18 protein-coding genes are annotated in these 24,708 nt (G+C 39.7%); 17 read left to right on the top strand and 1 reads right to left on the bottom strand.

Annotated features, from left to right (window positions below; genetic code table 11):
- Window positions 1-16 precede the first annotated feature (16 nt).
- The 17 genes from XYLOR_RS06985 (at window position 17) to XYLOR_RS06905 (ending at window position 21,913) form a co-directional block, all read left to right on the top strand.
- Window positions 17-2,761: a DNA methyltransferase gene (locus XYLOR_RS06985; RefSeq protein ID WP_051508918.1), complete on the top strand. Its 2,745-nt coding sequence runs from the start codon at window positions 17-19 to the stop codon at window positions 2,759-2,761.
- An 8-nt stretch (window positions 2,762-2,769) separates the two neighbouring features.
- Window positions 2,770-3,642, top strand: coding sequence for a BRO-N domain-containing protein (locus XYLOR_RS06980; RefSeq protein ID WP_036878068.1), 873 nt, complete (start codon window positions 2,770-2,772; stop codon window positions 3,640-3,642).
- Complete coding sequence (locus XYLOR_RS06975) at window positions 3,620-4,639, top strand: virulence RhuM family protein (protein ID WP_245601965.1); 1,020 nt, start codon at window positions 3,620-3,622, stop codon at window positions 4,637-4,639. Before XYLOR_RS06980 ends, XYLOR_RS06975 begins: the two co-directional genes overlap by 23 nt.
- Complete coding sequence (locus tag XYLOR_RS06970) at window positions 4,629-6,665, top strand: DEAD/DEAH box helicase (protein ID WP_036878067.1); 2,037 nt, start codon at window positions 4,629-4,631, stop codon at window positions 6,663-6,665. Before XYLOR_RS06975 ends, XYLOR_RS06970 begins: the two co-directional genes overlap by 11 nt.
- Before the next feature lie 2 nt (window positions 6,666-6,667).
- On the top strand, window positions 6,668-6,937 hold the full coding sequence (locus XYLOR_RS06965) for a hypothetical protein (RefSeq protein ID WP_036878065.1): 270 nt from the start codon (window positions 6,668-6,670) through the stop codon (window positions 6,935-6,937).
- Between the two features lies 1 nt (window position 6,938).
- Window positions 6,939-8,162, top strand: coding sequence for a GIY-YIG nuclease family protein (locus tag XYLOR_RS06960; RefSeq protein ID WP_036878063.1), 1,224 nt, complete (start codon window positions 6,939-6,941; stop codon window positions 8,160-8,162).
- A 215-nt stretch (window positions 8,163-8,377) separates the two neighbouring features.
- Window positions 8,378-9,388, top strand: a complete 1,011-nt coding sequence (locus XYLOR_RS06955) for a hypothetical protein (RefSeq protein ID WP_036878061.1) — start codon at window positions 8,378-8,380, stop codon at window positions 9,386-9,388.
- Entirely contained in the window at window positions 9,339-10,172 is an 834-nt protein-coding gene (locus XYLOR_RS06950; protein ID WP_154655693.1) for a hypothetical protein, read from the top strand. The genes XYLOR_RS06955 and XYLOR_RS06950 overlap by 50 nt, the downstream gene beginning before the upstream one ends.
- 449 nt (window positions 10,173-10,621) lie before the next feature.
- Window positions 10,622-12,832, top strand: coding sequence for an AAA family ATPase (locus XYLOR_RS06945; RefSeq protein ID WP_036878057.1), 2,211 nt, complete (start codon window positions 10,622-10,624; stop codon window positions 12,830-12,832).
- Window positions 12,819-13,943, top strand: coding sequence for a hypothetical protein (locus XYLOR_RS06940; protein ID WP_154655692.1), 1,125 nt, complete (start codon window positions 12,819-12,821; stop codon window positions 13,941-13,943). Before XYLOR_RS06945 ends, XYLOR_RS06940 begins: the two co-directional genes overlap by 14 nt.
- 518 nt (window positions 13,944-14,461) lie before the next feature.
- Complete coding sequence (locus XYLOR_RS06935) at window positions 14,462-15,271, top strand: phage antirepressor (RefSeq protein WP_036880854.1); 810 nt, start codon at window positions 14,462-14,464, stop codon at window positions 15,269-15,271.
- A gap of 52 nt (window positions 15,272-15,323) precedes the next feature.
- Entirely contained in the window at window positions 15,324-15,620 is a 297-nt protein-coding gene (locus XYLOR_RS06930; protein ID WP_036878053.1) for a DUF3127 domain-containing protein, read from the top strand.
- 66 nt (window positions 15,621-15,686) lie between these two features.
- The gene (locus tag XYLOR_RS06925) at window positions 15,687-16,106 is read left to right on the top strand and encodes a hypothetical protein (RefSeq protein ID WP_154655690.1); all 420 of its coding nucleotides are present in this window, start codon (window positions 15,687-15,689) and stop codon (window positions 16,104-16,106) included.
- A gap of 173 nt (window positions 16,107-16,279) precedes the next feature.
- Window positions 16,280-16,684, top strand: coding sequence for a hypothetical protein (locus tag XYLOR_RS06920; protein ID WP_036878050.1), 405 nt, complete (start codon window positions 16,280-16,282; stop codon window positions 16,682-16,684).
- Complete coding sequence (locus XYLOR_RS06915; RefSeq protein ID WP_036878048.1) at window positions 16,669-19,161, top strand: DUF3987 domain-containing protein; 2,493 nt, start codon at window positions 16,669-16,671, stop codon at window positions 19,159-19,161. Before XYLOR_RS06920 ends, XYLOR_RS06915 begins: the two co-directional genes overlap by 16 nt.
- The gene (locus XYLOR_RS06910) at window positions 19,152-19,559 is read left to right on the top strand and encodes a DUF5675 family protein (protein ID WP_036878047.1); all 408 of its coding nucleotides are present in this window, start codon (window positions 19,152-19,154) and stop codon (window positions 19,557-19,559) included. Before XYLOR_RS06915 ends, XYLOR_RS06910 begins: the two co-directional genes overlap by 10 nt.
- Window positions 19,560-20,245: 686 nt before the next feature.
- Entirely contained in the window at window positions 20,246-21,913 is a 1,668-nt protein-coding gene (locus XYLOR_RS06905; protein ID WP_036878045.1) for a formate--tetrahydrofolate ligase, read from the top strand.
- A gap of 113 nt (window positions 21,914-22,026) precedes the next feature.
- Here the strand turns inward: XYLOR_RS06905 and XYLOR_RS06900 are convergent, their stop codons facing one another.
- Window positions 22,027-24,597, bottom strand: coding sequence for a glycosyl hydrolase 115 family protein (locus XYLOR_RS06900; protein ID WP_036878043.1), 2,571 nt, complete (start codon window positions 24,595-24,597; stop codon window positions 22,027-22,029).
- Between the last annotated feature and the right edge of the window lie 111 nt (window positions 24,598-24,708).

Below are 24,708 nucleotides of genomic sequence, written 5' to 3'. Positions count from 1 at the left end.
TTAAAGAAAACATACTATGGCTAAGAAACAAAATTTGAGCTATCAAGATATAGAGACTTCATTGGAAGTTCTCAAAGAGCGTCGTATACATTCATCAGAAGTGGGGTATGTAATACTCAAAGCCTTCGGAAAAAGTGATGCAGATATACGCCGATACCGTGAAGGCAAGGGCATACTATCTACCTATAAAGGGTTACTTATAAAGGGACTATTCGGTTATAAACCGGTTAATTCTACTGAGCTAACATCTGCATTAGAGGGTATGAAACTTGATCCTAAAGTAATAAAAGCTGCTCCAAAGATCGTTGCTGTAAGTGATGGCGAAACAATTCTGGCTTATGATATGCGCGAAAAAGAATCTTATGAGAATCCTTTGGCTCGCCTTTATTGTGATTTTGCTTTTTTCTATCCGCTATGTGGAGTGGAACGTTTCGTGTCTGTGGGTGAAAATCCGGCCGATGTAAAAGCTGCTGAGAAACTTGCCAAGTTGCATGATGAACTGCGTGCTTACAATGAATTCAGCAGCAAGAGCGAACTACATGATTTGAATATATTCATAGCCAGACTGCTTTTTTGTTTCTTTGCTGAAGATACAGGCATATTCGAGAATAATCTTTTCACAGGCTCTATAGTAAGATACACCAAAGAGAATGGCAGTGACCTTGCCGATTATCTTGATGCAGCATTTAACGTGATGGACATTAAGGAACGCAATGAGGATACAATGAAGATTATATCGCAGTTCCCTTATGTCAATGGCGGACTTTTCTCAAAGCATATCCAAATACCGAAGATGGGATATAAGGCTCGGAAGATTATCATTGAATGTGGCGAACTGGACTGGCAAAATATCAATCCTGATATTTTTGGTTCAATGATTCAGGCGGTGGTAGACCCAAGTGTGCGTGCCAACCAAGGCATGCATTACACCAGTGTACCTAACATCATGAAGGTGATTAATCCTTTGTTCATGGACGAATTGAGAGAGGAATATAATAAAGAAAATGAGGAGTACCGCCAGAACAAACAACTGAAGGAGATGGGGGCATTGAGTAACAAGGATTTTGCCACTAAATGTCAGTCGATAGTGAAGAAAAGTAATGCTCTGCTAAGCCGTATGAGCAAGATGAAATTTTTTGACCCTGCCTGTGGTAGTGGTAATTTTCTTATTATCACCTATAAGTCATTGCGATTCCTCGAAATGGATATTCTTAAACTTCAACAGGAGTGTGAAGGTGAGGGTAACATCAGTGCAATAATGGGCTCTTGCATCAATTTGCGACAGTTTTACGGCATAGAGTTGCTTGATTTCCCTCACGAAGTTGCTATGCTGTCTTTGTGGTTGGCTCAACATCAGATGGACAACAAGCTCTTTGAGACGTTTGGTGTTAATACGCAAGCTTTGCCTTTGCATAATATTACACAGATACAGTGTGGCAATGCCTGTAGGCTGGATTGGAATGTAGTTTGTCCACATGAGAAGGATGATGAAGTGTTTGTGTTTGGTAATCCACCGTATCTGGGAAGTAGAAATCAAGGAGTTGATCAAAAAAGCGATATCAAATATGTTATTGGAGATAAAGGCAAAAGCCTAGATTATATTTCATGTTGGTTCTATTTGGCTAATAAGTTTATTGAAGGATATAATGCCAAATATGCATTTGTGAGTACTAACTCAATTTGCCAAGGAGAACAAGTCGCAATACTTTGGGAAGATTTACTAAAAACATCACAAATATTCTTTGCATATCAGTCTTTTAAGTGGTCAAATAATGCCAAATATAATGCGGGGGTTACTGTCGTTGTTATAGGTGTTGAACCTAAAGAAATTCATTCTACAAAAACCATATATAACGATAGTAATAAAGTTGAAGTAGAAAAAATAAATCCATATTTATTACCAGGATCTTCTTCGTATATTCACAGAAACTCTAGTCCATTAAGCGCTGATTTTCCGGTACTTAGATTTGGTAGTATGGCAAATGATGGAGGACAATTAGTTTTAGATACTTTCGAAAAAAATGATTTATTACAAAAATATCCACAATTAAAATTCATAATACATAGTTTTATTGGTTCGCAAGAATTCATTAATGGACAGGAAAGATGGTGCTTATATATGAATGATGATCAAGCTCGCATATTTTCAAATATAGAAGAAATAAGTAAAAAATTAGATTTAGTTCGTGAACATAGAAATAAAAGTTCTGAAAAAAGCACACGTCTATTAGCTGCATATCCTAATCGTTTCTACTTTTCAGCCTATAAAGAGACAGAATCAATTATTATTCCTCGTGTTTCTTCTGAACGGCGTGAATATATTCCAATAGGATATTTAAATAAAGATACAATAGCTTCAGATTCAGCTTTCGCCATTTATGATGCTGAGACATGGCTATTCGGTATTCTTGAAAGCAAAATGCACATGGCATGGGTACGCACAGTTGGAGGAAAATTGAAAACCGATTATCGTTATTCTGCACAATTATGTTACAACACTTTCCCCTTCCCTAAGATTACAGACGAGAAGCGTGCGGAACTTACAAATGCTGCTGAAGAGGTACTTATCACCCGTGCAGGTTATCCGGAAAAAACACTTGCCGAGATGTACGACCCAGATAAAATGCCACAAGATCTCAGAGAAGCGCACAATGCTCTTGACGATATTGTGGATAGCTGCTATCCGGGTTATCCATTTGCCAATGACGAAGCTCGACTGGAGTGCCTATTTAGGCTTTACGAAAAGATGACCTCTAAATAAATCATGCTATGACAAAGAAAGAAGCAATCAAACTATTTGAGGAAAAGAAAGTCCGCATGGTGTGGGACGACAAAGAAGAGAAATGGTATTTCTCCATTGTAGATGTGGTGGCTGTGCTGACCGAGAGTAAAGACTATCTCACTGCACGTAAATATTGGAACAAGTTAAAGCAACGCTTGAAAGAGGAAGGAAATGAAACGGTGACAAATTGTCACCAGTTGAAAATGCATGCTGCCGACGGCAAGATGCGACTTACCGATGTTGCTGATACAGAACAACTGTTTCGTCTTATACAGTCTATTCCTTCGCCCAAAGCTGAACCATTCAAACTGTGGATGGCAGAGGTAGCACGCCAACGTCTTGACCAGTTGCAAGACCCAGAACTCTCAATCCATCAAGCACTCGAAGATTACCGGCGGTTGGGTTATTCAGATAATTGGATAAACCAACGTCTGAAGTCAATAGAGATACGCAAAGGCCTTACCGACCAATGGAAAAGCCACGAAGTGAAGGAAGGTCAGGAATTTGCTACACTGACAGACATTATTTATAATTCGTGGGTCGGATTGTCAGCCAAAGAATACAAACAGCTAAAAGGATTGAAGAAAGAGAATCTACGCGATAATATGACCAACGAAGAGTTGGTATTGAATATGCTTGCCGAATTGTCAACCACAAGCATCACCAAAGTAAAGAATCCACAAGGCTTAGCGGAAAATTCAAAGTGTGCTGCTGAGGGAGGAAATGTAGCTGCTGTGGCACGTAAGGAATTGGAGTCGAAGACAGGACGTAGTGTGATATCGCCCCTTAGCGCAAAACGTTTTTTTGAGAGTCAACTGCCTAATAAGGATAAAGAAAATGAAGAAGACAATGGAGAATGAACAAAATATAATATTCTATAACACCGCCGATGGTAAGGTAAAGGTGGCATTGATGGCTAAAGACGGTCAGGTGTGGATGAACCAAAATCAGATGGCTGAACTTTTTGCCACCTCAGTTCCGAACATCAACATCCATATTAATAACATATTGAAAGATAAAGAGTTATATGAAAACTCAGTTATTAAGAATTACTTAATAACTGCCACAGACGGTAAAAAATATAACGTAAAATTCTACTCTCTTGATATGATATTGGCTGTCGGATTCAGAGTAAGAAGTAAGCGAGGTACTCAATTTAGGATTTGGGCAAACCAGCACCTGAAAGAATATATGATTAAAGGATTTACCATGGATGATGAACGACTGAAAAATCCGGATGGTAGACCAGACTACTTTGATGAATTGCTGGAAAGAATCAGAGAAATACGCGCTTCTGAAAAGAGATTCTATCAAAAAGTAAAAGACTTACTGAAACTAAGCAGTGATTATGATGCAACCGACAAAGCTACAGAGATGTTTTTTGCTGAAACTCAAAATAAACTTTTATATGCTGTTACTCACCAAACTGCTGCCGAGATAATAGTTTCGAGAGCTGATTCATCTGCCCCCAACATGTCATTGACATCATGGAAAGGTAAAATAGTGAGAAAGGGAGATGTAGTTATCGCCAAAAACTATTTGAACTCAGATGAGATAGACTCACTGAACAGACTCACTGTGCTATTTTTGGATTCAGCAGAAATGAGGGTGAAAGAGCGTAAAGACCTTACGTTAGATTTCTGGCGGGAAAATGTAAACGGCTTATTATCATTTCAAGGTAAGGATATACTTAAATCGAAAGGGAGTATTTCTAACGCAGAAATGGAAAAGATTGCCGCCACCAGATTTGACGAGTTCGACAAAAGACGGAAAATCGAGGATGCAAAGAAAGCTGATCAAGATGATTTGGATGAACTGAACAATTTACTAGAGAATATAAAGGACCATGCAGAATAATAACAATTTCGTAGATATCAAATATGCTCAGACCGGGCGGTCTGCCAATGTAGATGCTTTAGGTATGCGCGAAATGCAAGCTAAGGCATATCAATTTAGAGATAAACGATTCTTGCTTATAAAAGCTCCTCCGGCAAGTGGAAAGAGTCGCGCATTGATGTTTATTGCACTTGACAAATTAGCTAATCAGGGTATTAAGAAAATTGTTGTGGCTGTACCCGAAAAGAGTATTGGCCGGTCATTCAGAAATACCAATCTGATCAAATCAGGATTCTTCGCCGATTGGAAAGTTGCACCTTATTTTGACTTGTGTTCGTCGGGTGTAAACGAAAATGATAAGGCCGGCAGATTCTGTGAATTCATGTATGGTTCTGAAAGTAAGATTCTGGTTTGTGCTCATGCCACACTCCGCAATGCCATGAAACAGCTTGATGACGCTGACTGGAATGATTGCCTGCTAGCTATTGATGAGTTCCACCATACGAGTGCTGATGCGAATAGTGGATTGGGCGATATTGTGCGCCGTGTGATGAACAGCTCTACAGGACATATTGTAGCTATGACAGGCAGTTACTTTCGTGGAGACGGAATACCTGTATTAAGAGCCGAAGACGAAGCAAAGTTTTATCCCGTCACTTATAACTATTATCAACAGTTGAACGGATACAATTATTTGAAAAATCTTGTACTTGGCTATCATTTTTATAAAGGGGTATATCTCGATCATCTCACAGAAGTGCTGGACACACACCATAAGACCATCATACACATACCTTCTGTTAATAGTAGAGCATCTACGGCAAGAGGCAAGTACTCTGAAGTGGCAGAGATAATGCACCTGATAGGTGAAGAAGTGAAGCACGACTACAATAATGGTATATATACGCTTCGTACAAAGGATGGGCGACTGCTGAAGGTGGCAGACTTGGTGGATGATGATGCCAAAACACGTGATAGAGTTTATGCTTATCTAGATAAGATTAAGAAGGCAGATGATATGGATATCATAATTGCTCTCGGTACTGCCAAAGAAGGTTTCGACTGGGAATGGTGTGACACCTGTCTTACTATTGGTGTAAGAGGTTCACTGACAGAGGTAGTGCAGATTATTGGTAGATGCACTCGCGATAGTGAAGGCAAGGAAACAGCGCGTTTTATCAATATGATAGCCATGCCTGATGCAGATCAGCCTGACGTAAAGGTGGCAGTAAACGATTTTCTGAAGGCCATAACAGCTTCTTTGTTAATGGAGCAGGTTATGGCTCCAAGTTGGCATTTTAAAACTACTAAAGAGGATAAAACAGACCAAGATGACGACACTGTCCATACAATAGTTGTTGAGGGACTTAAACCTCTCTCAAGTGTTAAAACCAAGCAGATAGTAGCAGAACAGCTAGACGACCTAAAAGCTAGCATACTGCAAGATGACTTGGTGGTGAAAGCTATCAGCGGAAGCACTACAGCTGAAGCTATCACACAACATCTGATTCCGAAAGTGATACGTGAAAAATATCCTGACCTGACAGAATCTGAAGTGGAGGAGGTTCGTCAACGTGTACTACTTGATACAATAATAAAGGGTAATGATATTGTGGATGAAAAGGGTAATCCTATAGACATTACTGATATTAAAGTCAATGATGATGAACAGGAGAGCGAAGGAAATCGTCTGCTTAAACTGACCAACCGTTTTATTAATATAGACAAATTAAGTATCAATCTGATAGATACCATCAATCCGTTCCAGCGTGCTTATCAGGTACTGTCGAAAACAGTGGATGCGCCTACACTTAAGATTATTCAAGATACGATTGCTGAACAGAAATTTGATATGCCAATAGAAATGGCTATCAAGCTTTTTAAAGGTCCATTGAGAAGGTGGATGGCAGAGCATGATGGCCAACAGCCTTCGGTTAATGATCCTAATCCGAAAACATGTGAATTAGCTTGTGCGTTGCAAATAATTAAGAATCTCAAAATACGTAAGATGATGGGATTGGATTATGAACCTGAAAAAGAAGAATAACTATGGAATGGCCTAATGAATTATTGAAATTATTTGATGATCCAATTCTGGATAATGTCCGCCCTAAGGCAGCCGCAATCACAGCAGATGACAGAAGGGTTAAAACTCTTCTGGAGATAGCAGATTGGTCGGAGGCTAACGGCAATCGAATACCGCAAAACGACGGTGATTTAAAAGAGAAAATTATGGCTCGCTCTTTAGCAGCATTGAGACGAGATAAAAGTGCCGGATTGGAAGCTTATGACCGTTTAAACCTATTGAAGGAGGACTAAAATGGATATTGATAAAGAACTTGATGAAATATTGAATGATCCAATATTGGATATATCAGACAAAGAGAAATCGCTCTTTGATATACCTGCCGATATGAAAAGGGTCCAGGTTGAGAAAAGTAAACCTGATTATGTTGCTCAACGAAAAGTTTGCGAAAACTTCGGAAATTATCAGGATCTATTCAATCAAGTACATGCCGATCTGAAAGCAGGTAGACGCAGCTTGATTAAGGTGACAAAAACTTATAATTTTAGTGCCGGACATTTCTATGTGATTGAAGGACAAATACTATTGCTGGAGCAAACAGGTGAATTGAGTAAGTCAACAAATGGCTTGATGGATGGCCGTACTCGTTGTATATTCGAAAATGGAACTGAATCTGATATATTACTTCAGACACTTCGTAAAAGTGTGGTAGGTAATGGCTATGCCATCACTGAAACGCAAGAGGAAACTGACCAATCAATGATGGCTGATTGCCGTCTATCTACTGAAGATAAAGTGACCGGATATATCTATGTGTTGAGTTCACTTTCACAGGTTCCTGAGATTGCTAATCAGAAATATCTTTATAAGATAGGTTTCACCGTAAATACTGTAGAAGAAAGAATCACAGATGCAGCAAAAGACCCTACTTATCTTATGGCACCTGTAAAAATAGAAGCTTCTTACAAGATAGTAAACTTGAACAGTCATGTATTTGAAACATTGATTCATCAAGTGCTTGATACTGTTCAGATGCAAATAAGTATAACAGATAACGCCGGTAATGTATGTCATCCAAAAGAATGGTATGTGGTACCTCTGCCTGTAATTGATACAATTATCAAGAAAATATTGGATGGGAGTATTACTAAATATTCATATAATTCGCAGATGATGTGTTTGGAAAAGACAATTGTCAAGTCAGAGTCTGTATTTGACACAACGGGTATGAAGGTTTTGACGCTGAACATTAAGAAAGTATTCTTTGATGAGATTATGAAAGGCGAAAAGAAAATAGAATACCGTGAATTGAAGCAAACGAAACTTAATAAGTATACTTATATAGATGAAACAGATGGCAAGCGGTATCTTAGACGTTATGATGTCATTCGTCTACACGTGGGATATAATAAAAATAGCGAGAGTGCAATAGTAGAAGTGACTGATATCACTTATAACGAAGGGATGGTGGAATATCATTTAGGTAGCATTCTTGAACATTTAATTAATGAGGTATAACTCTTGTGAATGCAATTCTTAATATTTTGGTAAATACCGAAGTGAATGTATTAATTTATATATTGTGATTATTTCTCAATAAATATTAGGTTTTTAAATATTTTTTCGTTAATTTTGTGCTTCATTTTGAAAATGAAATTGCAAAATGCTTTTGTGTATTGTAATTCGTGTAGTAGAAATGCAATAACAATAATAAACAAATAAACTCTTTATAGATGCCAATATTTGCGATATATAAATACAAATTAACTGTATTAGAGGGCAGAAAAGATATCTTTGAGGATGCAGAAGTTAAAGCAAGAGCTAAACGAGCCCCTTATAAAACTCCGGAAGAATGCTTCGGGAGTTTTTTCGTAGCAAAAAGCAACGTAAAAATGACGGTGGTGAAGTCGTCGGGTAATGGTGATAATATGACTAGCGAGTTAGAATCTTACGATAATGAGATTTTGGCTCTTTGGAATAATGTGATCCTTATGACAATAGAAAATAATAAGGTGAAACACACGATCAACCATAAACAAGATTTTACGCATGAGCATCATCCTTTTTGCCACATAGTTATAGATAATCGCCCGGGCAGGCAGTTTATCGCAATTGAGAAATCATCGGCTTTCGACAGCAATCCGGATAAAGTTAAAACAATATTCGAGAGAGCTTTTTGCATTAATCTTAGTTCATATGGTATTGGACTAGAATTGCACAAGGAACATAAGGACAAAAACCAGTTTTGGACGGTTGTAAATGATGTAAGAAGTAAGTTTAAGGATGTAGTGAAACAAGTTCGTTTAGATTTTTCATCAGAAGATGAACTTCGAGAACCTAATCCATCGGATATAATTACTGTAGTTTCGGCTTTGGCAAAGAAGTCTGAAAGTCAGGCTGCTGTTACTCTGAATGCGGAAGGGGAGGGCGAAGTAAAACTGGATGACTTGTATGATGACCTTACTAATATGGCTAATATATGTATGACACAGAAGGGTTATGACCTGACTGTGAAATTTAGAAAATTCGGCGTATATAAGTATGGAATGGATATAATGGCACAGTTTGGTGTAGAAGATGGCGTGATAGAAAAATTTGAGATTGGAGAAAAAGATTTTAACTATGAGAGCGTGGATGGAAACTTTGCGCTTACGGTATGGTTAGATCGTATACACGAACTACTGAAAGACTATAATGATGAAGAACCAATTCAGCAAAAACGAAATAAAGGCCATAGAAGGTAGGTATGAAGACAATATAATCTATAAGGCTTTTCGTGGTCCGTGTCTTCATCTAGGTCAGAGGGCTAAAACTTTTACCTTGTCTCCCTGTGAACTTTTTTATCATTGTATGTTCACAATAGATAGTATTATTGGTTATACAGATCTGGAGGCAAGGAGTTATTGTGACTGTCTTTGGGAGGATTTACAACTCTATTTTAACGATAAGTTAGATGGTGCTGAAGATGCTGACATCTGCCTAGCTGTAAGTTCTATTATACAAGGTGTGGTAGAAATTCTGGTGAGAGGTGAAAACGTTAAATATTCTACGGCGGTAGGATTGCTTAAGCGCTCTATAGAGAAACATGATAATAAGATAAACACAATCCTTGACAAAGAATTCAGAAAAGGGTTCGGATATGTAGAAAGTCGTAAAGTAAAAGACTTTATCACAGATTATTTCGTAGGCAGCGTATCTATATCTAGTGATATAGACGAGTTGCTGGATACTGTGGATGGAGATACAATGTCTGGAACAGAACCTCTTGCTAAGTCGCCAATAAGAATAGCAGATGGTAAGAAAGAATATGTAATTGCGGTGTTAGAAGCTATGTTCTATAACGGATATTTTAAACTGGAAAGTGGAAATATAAACCGTGACATGGCAATAAAAAATATCATGAAGTACGGACTAGGAACTGAAGCAAAGGCTATATCACAGGCTATTAATAAATTTAATATCAAGCACAGTCTTAATGAAATCTTTAGTGACTTGGAAAACACTATGGATAGCAGACATAAAAAATAACCTGAATTCTATAAATTCAGAATAGTGTTAATAGTATATTATACAGAAAAGGTAGGTTTCTTCTGAAAAAAAATAAGCATCTAAAGCCCCAAAAGTATTTACTATGAGGCTCTCAATTGTTTTATGCCTTGAGTTTACAATTTATGCTGTTTCCTTAAGTTTGTAATTGAGAGTCTCTATAACGCTTATTTCCTTAAAATATTCTGTTAACTACCTTGATGATGTCGTTTTTTATGTTGATAACCTTTGAAATATATTTTTTCATCAGGGTATAAAAAACTTTTTATAAATCATACATTGTACAGAATTTTTCAGTAACTTTGTTCTCTGCAAACATAGTGATATTTATTTGTTATATTTGTTTGTTAATTAATGCAAGATGGCATCAAATATCTATATTTGTCGAATAGTAGAATGATTAAAATATATTAATTAAAATATTAAAATAGATGAAATCAAGTTTTAAAATATTAGGTGTTAGAGCCGATCTTCCTGTTGATCATCTATCGGAGAAAGAAATAGAAAGAGTAAAAAGAATACAAAAGCGTTTTTTTGGAAATACCAATTGGCAATACTTCTATGATGGAGTAACGTATGGTGCTGATATTATCAGGGTGTCTAATACTATTAATGATGATGAAGTATTATATGGCTCTAATAATATGTCCGTTTCTGTATCTTCTATTGTTGGCAAGAATGGGGCAGGTAAGAGTACTATACTAGACCTTATAATTAGAATAATTAATAATGTAGGAGCTTCCATTATCGGCGAAAATTATGTATACTCGTCTGCCGAGCATTTACATTATGTTGATTATTTATATGCAGACCTAATGATTTTACAGAGCGAAAAAATTAAAGTAATAAAGTCGCGTGGTCGTTTGCTTAGTATTGATATATACGAAAAAAAAGAAAATGACAATAAAAATACAAATTTTATCAAAACAGCTGAAAGTGTACAGCTGATTATTTCAAATAAAAAAGACGTAGACCAGCCTTTGAATCCCAAGCCAGACCTGCGGACTGAATTGTCGGAGTTGTTCTACACCTGTATTTTTAATTATTCCATTTATGCCTACAACTACCGCGACTATATGAGTGAGGAAACCGAAGGCAAAAGACTTTCACATATTATGGGAGAGAATGAATATAAAAAATTACCAGCCAAGTCACAATACAGATTCTGGCATACTGGTCTTTTCCATAAGAACGATGGCTACCAAACACCTATTGTGCTGAACCCAATGCGTGAAGAAGGTGTATTGAACGGCGCTAATGAAAATGAAAGAGCAAGAGACCGTTTGCTTTCCATGATTTTTTATCAAGATAGCGATGGCAAATTTCCGTTTCGTGACATTAACAAAAGCTTAAAGATCGTAGGCTTATCTTTATCATTCTGCAAATATGACTGGAATAAAAAAAATATTGAGTCAAATCTAAATATAAGACCAAATACTAACCTTTATGCTAATTTGGAAACTATATGCAATGATATCAAAGAATATTTTATTAATTTAATAGGACCAGAAACTAACAAAAACAAAAGAGCTTACAACTATTTAGCTTATAAGACAATTAAAATTTTCCGCACGTATAATATATACAAAAGCGCAAAACGTTTTCTGGATATGAAACTGTATGACAAGACAAAATTAAAAGGTTATCTTGACAACTTAATACTTGATGAAAGTCATATAACAGTCAAACTCAGACGGACTGTAAATTATCTCAGGTCTGGTATGTACTTTCCTTATAAAAAAGGGAGCGTTTACGATTTTGCTGTATTGGATAATATGACCAATGAAGCCTTGGAGAAACTTAAAAAAATATTCCCTAAAGCGACAAAGTCAGATTTGGTTCCACCACCAATCTTTGAAACAGCTTTTCGTTTAGTCAAGAATGAAGATATCAAAGATGATGGAACATACGATGACAAAAATGTTATACCATTTGAAGGGTTGAGTTCTGGTGAAAGACAGCTGACTTATACCATTAGTAACTTTGTCTATCATCTAGTGAATGTTAATTCAGTTTGGGATAGGGATGTTAAGCAAGGTAAGGAAGTAAATTCAGATATAAAATACCGTTACATCAATGCAATATTTGATGAAGTGGAGTTATATTATCATCCAGACTTGCAACGATGTTTTTTATCGTATCTTATTAATGCACTAAAGAACATCTCGCTGAACCACATTGAAGGTGTGAATATACTAATAGTGACGCACTCACCTTTTATTATAAGCGACATACCAAAGTCAAATATTATGTTTTTAAAACTTCCAGAAGATGGTGGTGATGAAGATTTTGGAGAAACACTTTGTTCAAATATATATGATATGCTTAACAAAAGTTTTTTTATGAAGTATACTGTCGGTCAGCTGGCACAAGAAAAAATTACGGATTTTTTTAACAAATATAGAGAACTAAAGAACAATTCTAAGTTAGTTTTGAGCAAAGAAGATTTAAAGGCGTATCAGTATCTTGTTGATCACATTGGAGATGAACATATACAAAAGAAAGCAAAACAGGCTCTGCTGAAAATGTGGCTAGTATCAGTTAAAAAAGAAGAACTACAGAAACGTATAAATGAGATCGATTCAGAAAAAAGTCAGATTGAGAAAAAACTGAAAAATCTAAATGAAGATGAGAAAGATTGAGTATAAAGACAGAGACACTCTTGCCGACGAGTATATCAAAATATTCGACAAACTTGTTGAAAAGCAAACTAAGTGGACAGAACTTCTTGGGGAAATGGAGAAGAAGCACATTATAAAACAAGGGGACTTCGATTCTGACATTAAGAAAATTATCAAGGCTGATTTCAGAACACTTGCCAAGATTTACTTGAAATATATTAGCTTAGGGGTGGATGCAAAAATGGAAAAGAAATTGAAGAATCTATTCAATTATAAAACAAACCAGCCTAAAATAGCGAAATTCTTCATGCAGCATAAGGATGATTTAGACCTTAGCACATGCTATTATTGTGACATGTCGTATGTAAATAGCTACGGTCTAGATATTTCTGATGAAGCCACCTTGTTGGATTTCCTAAATACAGCGAGCGAGCAGATGTTGCACCAGCGCTTGGGCGGGAATAAGAAGACCCCAATATCAATCGTGAGTAAAAGAGATGAACGTAAATTTGTAGATGCGAAGGATTTTGAAAGCAGGGGCGTTTATTTTAAGCCTAAGTTTAATAATATGTTGAAGAAATTTGCAAACGAAGAGAAAAACCACTTCGATCTTGACCATGTCCTTAATAAGAGTTCTTGTCCTATTGTAGCTTTGTCTCTCTTTAACTTTGTTCCGTCTTGCCAAGTCTGCAATGGGAAGTTAAAAGGTAGCAAAGTTCTTGGCATAAAAGATATTGATGAAATGTGTTTATTTAGTCCAACTTGTGATGATTACAAGTTTGACGAGAGTGTTTCAATAACCGTTGCTCCCCTCACCCCAACGACTTCTTATGTTGACAATAAGAATGACTATTCAATTGAATTTGACTGTTCAAGAGAAAAGAAGTACGAGGAAGAGGTTGACTTTTTCAAACTGAAAGATCGCTATAATTACCATAAGATAGAAGCTCTGAGATTGATGGATTTAAAACAGAGATTTACCGATACCCACATTAAAGAGATAGCCAAATTGGTATACGGCAACGATGATGAGAAGACTATCAGACAAACGAAAGATGACATTTTTCAGTATTACTTTAAGCAGAAATATCACCGTACATTCAGCAAAATGTACAAGGATATACTGAGTTGAGGTTATTTCAAGTATGTTGATAAAAACAGCAGATATTAATTTTTAGGGCATATAGTAAACTATTGAGTATGTCCGGTAATTAGGATAGGACACATCCACAAGGCATTCAAGAAAGAAACTGTTATAAAAAATGTCAATGATGCAATTAAGAAGATAATACAAATTGCAAATACAAGGTATAAAAACAATTGAAAGCCTTATATAGAATACGTTTAGTACTTTAGGCGCTTGTCTTTTATTTCATAAGAAATAAGCCTTTTTCTGTAGAACATACTATTCACACAGTATTGAATTCGTCGAACTCAAATTAAATAATAGATTAGGTAATCCCGATAGTAAGGTTACCTAATCTTCATTAAAAATATATCATTGTAATTTTGCCGGTGCAATCTCGAAAGAGGTTGTACCGGTTTTTTATTTGTCAACGGGATCACAATCCTCAAGACATCGTCCAAGGGATGCGGATGACTGGCCAGCTCCAAATCTCGGACAAACATTCTAACATAAATAATATAATTATGAAGGAAATACAAATTTTCAAGAATGAAGACTTCGGTCAAATTCGCATTATTCTTGATGACAACGGCGAACCGCTATTCTGTCTGTCGGATGTATGCAAAGCTCTGGATTTGGAAGCTCCTAATGTAAAACGTCGTATTAGCGACGGTATGTTTTCAAAACATAGCGTGAAAGATATACGAGGAAGAAAAAACTTGCTGATCTTCGTAAATGAGGATGGGCTTTACGACACTATTTTTGATTCGCGAAAACCTGAGGCTAGAAAGTTTCGAAAGTGGGTAACTTCAGATGTTCTTCCGTCCATCCGTAAGCATGGAGCGTATGCAACGGATGATACTATAGAACGCATAATGAAGAATCCTGATTTTGGCATCTCTCTACTCTCTGCTCTGAAACAGGAACGGATAGCCCGACAGAATGCAGAAGGCGAACGACTGATGCTGACACGTAAGATAGATGAGATAAAACCGATGGCAGACTATTGTGCTATGGTGCTCACTTCGAAGCAGACGGTTACAATAACTCAGATTGCTCAGGATTATGGATACAGTGCCCGTGCGTTTAACGAACTGTTGAGAGATATGAATGTTCAATTCCGCCAGAATGAGCAGTGGATTCTGTATGCGAGTTTTAAGACAATGGGCTATGTACAGAGTAATACTGTAACATATTTAAAGTTTGATGGTTCGCAAGGAGCCAAAATGTACACACGCTGGACGCAACAGGGACGACTATTCATCTATCATAAACTGAAAAAAGAGGGAATACTTCCACTTATAGAGCGGGATAATTATTCAGCACCTCTATAATATTTATTGGGGTGAAAATTGAAAGAGAAAGTAAATTTAAAATAATAATAAAATGATTACAACAGTAATTGCAAGAATTGCGGGTGCTACTCCCGCTGAGAGTTTTCAGGGACGTGACGGACAGTGTATTACAAAATGTACGATTATTATCAAAACCATTGAGGCTTATCCGCAGACTTTGGCGCTGACTGCATTTGGCGAACTTGTACCTTGGGCGCAACAAACAGGGCGCACGGTTGAGGTTGGCGTCGGGATGTCGAGCCGCGAATATGAGGGACGTTGGTTCTCTGAACTGAGGGCTATCGGCATGAAGTATGCACAGTTGCCTGTGCCTGAGGCAGTGCACTGAATGACTGATGAGGAGATAATAGATAGAGTATAATGTTGTATTTATATTTACACAAGTAGAATTATCATGATGAAGATATTAGGAAAGAACGAAAAAACTGTGTTCGCGGCTTATTTTACGACCATGGATTTGAACGAACGTGATGTGGTAGTGAACTTTAGATTTCCAATGGAATTTGGAATGCTGAGGGCTGCCGACCGGGCGGAAAAAGAGATGCGCATGGCCGGTGAATGGTTGGCCGGTAGTTTTGATTGTTACAACATGGCTGAAAGACTACGGTATATGATGCCGCTACACGAGGGTAAACGTAAGGTGTTGCACCGCACTCGTATTGCGGAACTTACACTTGGTGGTGGCTGCTTCCGGATAGAAATGGTGTTGAAGAGGATGGATGACTTTATTTTAATGGCTGATTCAGTAGATAAGGCTGTTGATGAAATAGTTGGTTGGATGAGGATGAATGCTTATTCGGTTAGGCTACAATAAAGGGCTCTACTCTTTAATTAATCTTCCGGTTGTTACTTATCCTCCGTCACTTCGTGACACCTCCCTAATCAAAAGGGAGGAATAGGAGAGACCAGAAGGGGGAGAAATACGTACATCCGAATTACTATTACTGCGGGCAAAAAGCCTGATAACGTTCTAAAAAAAATAAACAAATGGACGAAATAAAAATCGAGACTGATAGCATAAGTCTCTGTGGTACGACCACAATAAATAAAGAGGGAATAGTGAAATTTAAGGCTGACGAAGCGCAAGCCGACAAACCTAATCTGCCAAAAAAAGTGCAGAGAATGGGACGCATGGAATATCTGATTGACGGCGGACTGACGTTCACCCCCTCGCAGATGCTGAAACATATGCAGATGGCGCCTATGAGGGAGAAAATACACGACAATGGTACTCTGAGAGTGGAGATGACGAGTCGTTCGTTTCTGGTACACGTAAAAATGCCTTTGACCATGGAAAACATTGAAATAGAGGATGCTCTGGATGACGAGATGGATAGCGCTGTGGAGGTAATCATGAAGAAAAGAGAGGAGTTGAAATGTTCGATATTGTAAGTAGATTTAATAGCAAACCTATTCTTTGTACAAAAGAAATATTACACAATACCTTGTGTTCGCAAGTGGTGGTGCAGACGTGCAGGGAGATAGCTGATATTGTAAAGACGAAGATAGAAGAGGTGGAGCGGCAGATAGCCGCTACCACCGAACCGGGCGACCTTGCGGCTCTCGAAAAGGACGAGAAGGCGCTGTGGGATGAGGTGGCCCGGTTGAAGAAACGCTTGCCTGCGTTCTGTTTTCAAGCGCACTATACCGACGGCAAGAGGCACAACACAAGTGCCGAGGAGAGCGGATTCTGCATGTTTGATGTGGATGATCTGGACGACCCCAAGGCCACATTTGGTGAGACGGCCGAGAAGATAAAAGGCATCGGTGTGGTGCTGGCTCACATCACCCCGTCGACCCGCGGACTGAGATATGTGTTTCGCACACCTAAAGGCATGACTATCGCACAGGCGCAACTGTGGTTTGCCGGTCAACTGGGCATCGAACAATACGACGGGTGCACGAAAGATCTTGCAAGGATTTCGTTTGCAGTGCCCGAGGCGTATGTGCTGATGATAGACGAGGAGAGGCTGTTTGGTGAAAACGAAAATCAGCATACAGAGACTAAAACTGTGGATGAACGAGCTGAAGCAAAGCAACAGAAAAACGATGTAAAACCGAAAAAAAGTCTCAAGTCTCAGGTCTCAACAGAAAAAACAGCAAGTGAGTGTGTGGAATCAGCAAAAGAAATGGTAGACGAACCCAACTTCAAAGGCATACCTTTTAAGTTGATCATTGACAGACTGCTATTGGCACAGGGTGTAGACGGCGAACCTGCTGAGGGTGAGCGTAATACCACACTTTACAATCTGGTGCGTCAATTACGATATATCTGCGACTTCTCACAATCAAGATTAATGCAGGTAGTGCCAAGATGGGGAATGAGCGAAGAAGAGGTGGCGCAAACGGTACAATCGGCTCTGTCGACTGTGCGTCGCACAGAACTGCCGCCACATCTGGGACAGACGCTACGCCTGCTTACATCACAGCAAATGGAGATGAATGCGGCTACAGCTGATGCTGCGGCAGGTATAGAACAGGCCGACGCAAAAATCATAGTCCCATCATCTGCCAATGATAAGACACCCCCTTTACCAGAGCATCTGCCGCGATTGTTAGACCTGCTTACCAAGAGTTATCCGCAAGAATACCGCGCCGCCATCCTGATGTCTGCTATGCCTATCCTCGGCACTCTGGCCACACGTGCAAGGGCAAGATATTTTGACGGAGCTGAGCATTTGCTGTCGTTCTTAACGTGTATCGTTGCGCCACAGGCGAGCGGAAAGAGTTGTACACGAAAGTTGGTCGATATGTTGCTCGGACGACTGCAAAAGCAAGACAACGACGAGCGCGAGAAGGAGCGCCGATGGATGGAAGAGAAGAAGGCGCGCAAAAACTCCAAGCAACAGCCCGAAGACCCTCGCGCAAAGATCCGCATAGTGCCTGCCACCATATCCAACGCCATGCTGTTCAAACGGTTGGACTGTTCTGAGAGCGAGCATCTCTTTACTTATGCGGAGGAAATAGACACGCTATCCAAAGGCAGAAAGAGTGGGGCATGGAGTCAGAAAGACGACATCATGCGACAGGCATTCGACAACTCTATCTGCGGTCAGGACTATATGAGCGACAACTCGTGGAGCGCAATGGTCAAGGTGTTTTACAACACGCTGACGTGCGGTACTCCTGTGGCGGTACACCGATATTATAACGACGTGGAGGGCGGACTGGTGAGCCGTGTGTGCTTCTCGCAACTGCCTGATATGCTAGGCGCTCAGATGCCTATATTCGGTAGACTGACGAAAGACGAAGAGGCAGAAGTGGCAAAATGGGTGGAGAAGTTGATGGCTCTTGGTCGGGAAACTCCCGAAAAAGAATCGGAGGCCATAGGCAATGCGGATGAACCGGACAATGCATCGGGCAAACTGCCTCAATCAGACCCCGTGGAGTTCGACATCCCCCGTGTAAAACAGGCCATATGGGGCTGGCTCGAAGCTCGTCGTCTGGAGTATCTGGAGACACAAGAGAACCCCGCGCTCGACATCTTCCGCCGCCGCTCGGCTGTAATCGGATTTAGGGCAGGACTACTGGCCGTGCTGCTTTCTGATGAAGAAGAGACCGACGAGGCCATAGAATTCGCCACATGGGTGGCAAGTTATGCGCTTGCAGAGCAGTTGGACCTGTTCGGCGAAGAGATGAACCACCTGATGATGGAAGGTGAAAGTCTTTGTTCGGCGAAGGAAAAAACTACTTATTATCAACCCTTATTGGGTTCACTGCCTGATGAGTTCACGGTAGAGCAACTTGTGCTTCTGCGCATGCAGGCGGGCTATAAGAGTCCTGTAAAACAGGTACTATGGAGATGGAAACAAAACGGACTGGTAGAAAAAATCGGTAAAAACAAATTTAAGAAACTACAATGGAAATAATAATTACAAGAATAGCCAAGAAGGCTGAGTACACGATAGGCAGGTTGACAATAAACGGCCACAGGATATGCGACACGCTAGAGCCGCACTGCATAGACTGGAACAAGGATGAAAAGGTGCTAGGCAAGACGGCCATACCCGAGGGGCGATACAGAATACTGATGAAGCTATCGAGAAAATTCGGTATGAAAATGCCATATCTTATGGATGTGCCTAACTTTGAGGGTGTAATGATACATCAGGGCAATACGCCCAAGAACACTCAGGGCTGCATTCTCGTAGGTTATAACACCATCCGCGGTTTGGTATTGAGGAGTAGGCAGGCGATGGAAAATATCCAAGACTATCTTGATACTGCCATTGAGACTAAGCAGGAAATTTGGTGTGTGATTAAGTAATCAGACATTGCTTGGATAGCGACTTTAATGAATGAAGTAGGCACATTATTTATAAATGTGTCTACTTCTTTTTAATGTATTTGGGTTGATTTGTAAATCACAAAATCCATATGAAATGAATATTATTGTTGTTCTTTTGTTATATAATCTTGAAATAGTTTATAAATTATCAACCTTATATTTTAATACTATCTAATATTTGCATTTTTTCGATTGTTATTCCATTAATTTATTTTAGTTAGACAATGCTTTTAAAAACTATTTTTAATTAGATACCGTACTATTAAATGAATTTGAATTGAAACATACTATGTTTTATGTGAAATTTATTTTTCTTGGTATGACCATAAATAAAAGTAGGGTTTCAATAATGACAGATTTAAAACTTTTATTTAACTTTGCAGCCGATCCATCAAAGGCATCTCTACAGATATTCATCTATTGGTTAAGTGCTCTTGATATTCCCATGTTTAACTAATGGGTAGAAAACATAAAGTTACTGAAAATCAGTCACTTGATCAAATTTTACATACTAAGCTTTGTTGATGTATTCCATTGATATAAGATAGTTAAGTAATTATTTAACGAAGTATTGATATTAGTGAGCTTTATGGAAAAAGATGTATTAAATATAGACAGGGACATCACAGACTGAGAATACACAAACATTACTATACAATAAATAAATGAAAACGGAACTCGAAATTGCACGTGAATGCAAATTGGAACGCATTGAAAAGATTGCGGAAAGGATTGAATTACCAAGTGAGGATCTGGAAAACTATGGCAAGTATATTGCCAAAGTACCATTGAAACTTATTGACGCTGACAAAGTTGCCAAAAGTAATCTTATTCTTGTTACTGCTATAAGCCCTACTAAGGCCGGCATCGGAAAAACCACAGTATGCATTGGCTTATCAATGGCAATGAACAGACTGGGCAAAAAATCAGTATTGGCTCTTCGTGAGCCAAGTCTTGGTCCTTGCTTCGGCATGAAGGGCGGTGCTACCGGTGGAGGTTATTCACAGGTGTTGCCAATGGATAGAATTAATCTGCATTTCACAGGTGATTTCCATGCAATTACTTCTGCTCATAACATGATTGCGGCATTGCTTGATAATTACATTTATCAACACCGCGAGGAAGGTTTCGCTCTAAAAGAGGTGCTCTGGAAAAGAGTTCTTGATATCAACGACCGCAATTTGAGATGTATCACTACAGGTCTTGGCCCCAAGACTAACGGCGTTGTTGCAGAAAGCGGATTTGATATCACTCCTGCAAGTGAGATCATGGCTATACTTTGCTTGGCTAAAGACGAAGAAGACCTGAGACTTAGAATTGAGAATATTTTACTTGGAGTGACATTCGACAACAAACCATTCAAAGTGAAAGATCTTGGTGTTGGTGGAGCTATCACTGTTTTACTGAGAGACGCTTTATCACCAAACCTTGTACAGACAATAGAAGGAACAGCAGCATTTATTCACGGTGGTCCTTTTGCTAATATCGCCCATGGATGCAACAGTATTCTAGCAACAAAAATGGCAATGACATTCGGTGACTATGTTGTAACAGAAGCCGGATTCGGTGCAGATCTTGGTGCAGAGAAGTTCCTTGATATTAAATGCAGAAAAGCAGGAATACAGCCTAAACTTACTATTATTGTGGCTACTATTATGGGACTGAAAATGCACGGAGGTATGCTGGTTGGAGATTCTAACAACGGAAATATCGACAACGTAAAAGCCGGACTTGAAAATCTGGATAAGCACATCAGTAACATGCGCAATATGGGACAAAGCGTAGTTGTTACCTTAAACAGATTCAGCAACGATAAGGAGGAAGAAATAAATATCGTGAGGCAACACTGTAAAGCATGTGGAGTAGGATTCGCTATGAATGAGGCTTACATGAAAGGCGGTGAAGGATGTTTGGAACTTGCACAGTTAGCCATAGACACAATATCAAACAATCCTTCTGGAGATATTAAATTCACATATAGCGAAACTGATAGCATAAAAGACAAGATTACCAGTGTCGCAAAGAATGTATATGGTGCTAGCAACGTGGTATTCAAAAAGTCGGCAAAGAAAGCTCTTGAGCGCGTTGATGAATGGGGCCTAAGCAATTATCCTGTATGTATTGCTAAGACACAATATTCACTAAGCGACGATGCAAAGAGATATGGTGTGCCAAAGGACTTCACATTCACTATTCGTGACCTTGTCATAAACACCGGTGCCGAAATGATTGTGGCTGTAGCTGGAGACATTATGCGCATGCCCGGATTACCAAAGCATCCACAAGCAGAAAGAATTGATATTCAAGACGGTCTCCTTGTGGGACTTGAATAATATGCTAATCCGGGAAATAAATAAGTCCAACTCATGTGTTTCAATGGGTTGGACTTATTCATTATGGTTTAGCGGACGGCGATTAAGAAATCGCCCCCGATAATACTTTCTGTCTACTGTAATGAAAGAGTCTTAGCACTTTCATTGCCGAAAAGGTAGGATGGTTGATAACCTCCCCAGTCTATTACTATCTTCTCTATAACGATGCCCGGATCTAACGGACTGATAGTGAAAGAATGCACGTCGCCGGCGGTGTCGCTGATTGGCAAATCTACTACACTCTCTACAACTCTGCCTACTACAACAGGGTAGTACTTGGAATTTATGTTTTGAGGCTTCTCGTTCATGTCTTTGTTGAAATTGACCGTTAGAGGTGCTCCTCCGTCAATACTGACATTGTACTTCAGACCACCGCAATTAAGGAAGTCGAGCGTGGACTTAACTATTATATGAGCCTTGACCTTGGCTATGCCACTCTTGTTGGTTCGGAATCTGTAAGTTAAACTGCCACCTTTGACATCACTCGTGTATGGCATCATTGCTATACCGCTTAATGTGCGACCCATGTATGGTATTACCGTCCATTTGGCTTTGCCATCGTGTTTGGCAAAGTAATGCTCGGCCTCGATAGATACAAAACCTTTGTCGCCCGCAAAGACATATCCGCCGTCTTTATCACCTATTGAGATGTAATTTACCTTCGGCATCATGTCGTGTGGGAACATATCTGCCCACATCCTGTAGCCGATGTGTTTCTGTGTCATCATGCCATTCCATTTGCCCCCTGCTATATCATGATTGTACTGATAGCAAAGCAACGAGTCGCGGTGGAATGCATTTTTGCACTCGTCGGCCCATTTGTTGGCATCGGGATTGCCTGCCTTATACAGACTGTCGTTCATGGCCTGGGCGTAATACATGTAATGCAGATTGCTCATGGCTTGGATGGGGAATAGGATGATTTCGCGGTAGGCATCACGCTGCTCCGGTTTTAAGTTGATGAACAGACGCAGAGCTTCGTTCTCGAGTTTGGTGTATTGATTTACGACCTCTGACCATTCGCCGGTATGGATATTATAGGTACGCGAGGTCAGCATCTCGGCTGTGCAGCGGCCGTTCATCTTACAGCATAAGTTGAGTAGGCGTGCGGCCTCGTCGGCATTGCTCTCGCCGAACTGCTCTGAACAGAACTTGCGTGTGTGGTCTGTGATGTTGTCGGCCCTGTATTGTTTGGGATTCCAAGCCATATCCATAAACATCTGTATAGGATACTCCATCGGTTTGAGATCGCCCACATTAAGAATCCACAGGCGGTCTATGCCATAATCGTAAGCCAGGGTGAGCTGCTCCCACATATTCTGAGTAGGGGTGACGTTGATCCATTTGCTGTTGCGTGGCGCACCAACATAGTCGACATGATAGTAAAGACCCCAACCGCCCTTTCTGTTGCGGTCGGCAGCCTTAGGCACACGGCGCACATCGCCCCAGTTGTCATCGCAGAGTAGCAATGTGACATCGTCGGGCACTTTCATGCCTGCATCATAATAGTCCATCACCTCTTTATATAAAGCCCAGACCTGCGGCACATCCTTAGCCTTCTTGCCACGTTGCTGTTCTATGATCCTACGTTGATTTTTGATGATATCCTGTAGCAGACCGATATTCTTGCCATTACTCATTGGCATATCTCCATCGCCGCGCATGCCAATAGTGACAAGGTCTTCGGTATTCTTATTGCGAGCCACACCACCTGCCCAGAAGGCATCGAGGTTGGCCTTGTTGGTCGTATAATCCCATGCTCCGCCCACATCTGCATGCCTTTTAGCACCCTGAGGTTCGACGTTGGGATTGTCAGTATGGTTATGCCACTCTTTCTGCGAACGGCACATCGGTTCGTGATGAGATGTTCCTATTATAATGCCCATATCGTCGGCCGTCTTGCTGTTGAGCGAATCGTCAGCATAGAAAGCCCATCCCCACATGGCAGGCCATATGAAATTGGCTTTAAGACGAAGAAGAAGTTCGAAAACACGTGAATAAAAACGATGATCGCCAAAGTCGGTGCCATAAGTATTCTTGACCCAAGATGTTAGGCACGGCGCCTCGTCGTTGAGGAAAATGCCACGATAGCGTATGGCAGGTTCTCCCTCTGAGTAAACGCCCTCATTGATATATATGCGGTCGTGATGGTCAACAGGCACATCAGCCCACCAATACCAGGGCGACACACCGATCTGCTGCGACAGTTGATAGACGCCATAAATAGAACCACGGCGGTCGCTACCGGCAATAATAAGTTGATTGCCAATAGATGTAATAATATATTTTTCGCGCTTGCCACGTAGCATGCTGCCATCTATCTTACCTTGTTTAATCAAAAGGTCGATGGCACGAGAATGGCCAATTGTACCAATGATGATACGTGAAGAAGCATCGGCAGATGTGCTGACGGTAGCGCCACACACCTTGTGAATATCGGTGCAAAGATTGCCTACTGCTATATCCACACCCTTAAGATCATTAGGGTCGAGGCATATTGAGACGCAGTTCTTAACATTCAAAAGTAAGTCTCCCGAAGAGAAGTTTACCAACCTATCGGGAGACTTAATCTCTTTATCATTAATTACTTTACCATACGAATTTATGCTTAAAAGCAAAAGCAGAATGCAAATAAAATTTTTCATCGCTATATTTTGTTTCTTTCTGCCTGCAAAATTAAGCCTAAATAATATAATCCTCTTACTATTTTGTTTCAAAAAACTTTTGTTTTGTAACAAAGTAAGGAAAATATAGTA

Origin of the sequence: Xylanibacter oryzae DSM 17970, assembly GCF_000585355.1 — a bacterium.
Taxonomy (GTDB): domain Bacteria; phylum Bacteroidota; class Bacteroidia; order Bacteroidales; family Bacteroidaceae; genus Prevotella; species Prevotella oryzae.
Note: the sequence above shows the minus strand (reverse complement) of the source record. Positions and strands in the feature narration are given on the sequence as shown.